The sequence below is a fragment of the Phosphitispora fastidiosa genome, from assembly GCF_019008365.1.
Classification (GTDB): Bacteria; Bacillota; Thermincolia; order Thermincolales; family UBA2595; genus Phosphitispora; species Phosphitispora fastidiosa.
Genome location: NZ_JAHHUL010000145.1, coordinates 1 through 265, shown reverse-complemented (window position 1 = coordinate 265; position 265 = coordinate 1). Strand labels below are relative to the sequence as shown.

The 265-nt window shown below is 64.5% G+C and carries 1 protein-coding gene; it reads right to left on the bottom strand.

Annotated features, from left to right (window positions below):
* Positions 1 to 22: 22 nt before the first annotated feature.
* The coding region (locus Ga0451573_RS19280) for a hypothetical protein (protein ID WP_231685811.1) at positions 23 to 265 on the bottom strand (243 nt) is incomplete at its 5' end.

Genomic DNA, 265 nt, shown 5'->3' with positions numbered 1-265 from the left:
AGTATCGGTCACGCAGCTATCCTTAAAGTGTGGTGGCGGCGCGGGCCGCCTGATCGTAGGCGCCGGAGAGAAAGCGCAGGACGGCGGCGATTTCCGACAGCGTATCCTCGGCCGGCCGGGCATTGGTCGTCGATGCCACGAACAGCCGCTCACGAATCTGGGCGTAGCGCGTGCAGGCATCGGCGCCCTTGTTGGTGATCTTGATCGTCTTTTCCTTGGCGGCCTTGCCGGTGGTGACGAGCCCGGCCGCTTCCAGCTTGCGGAT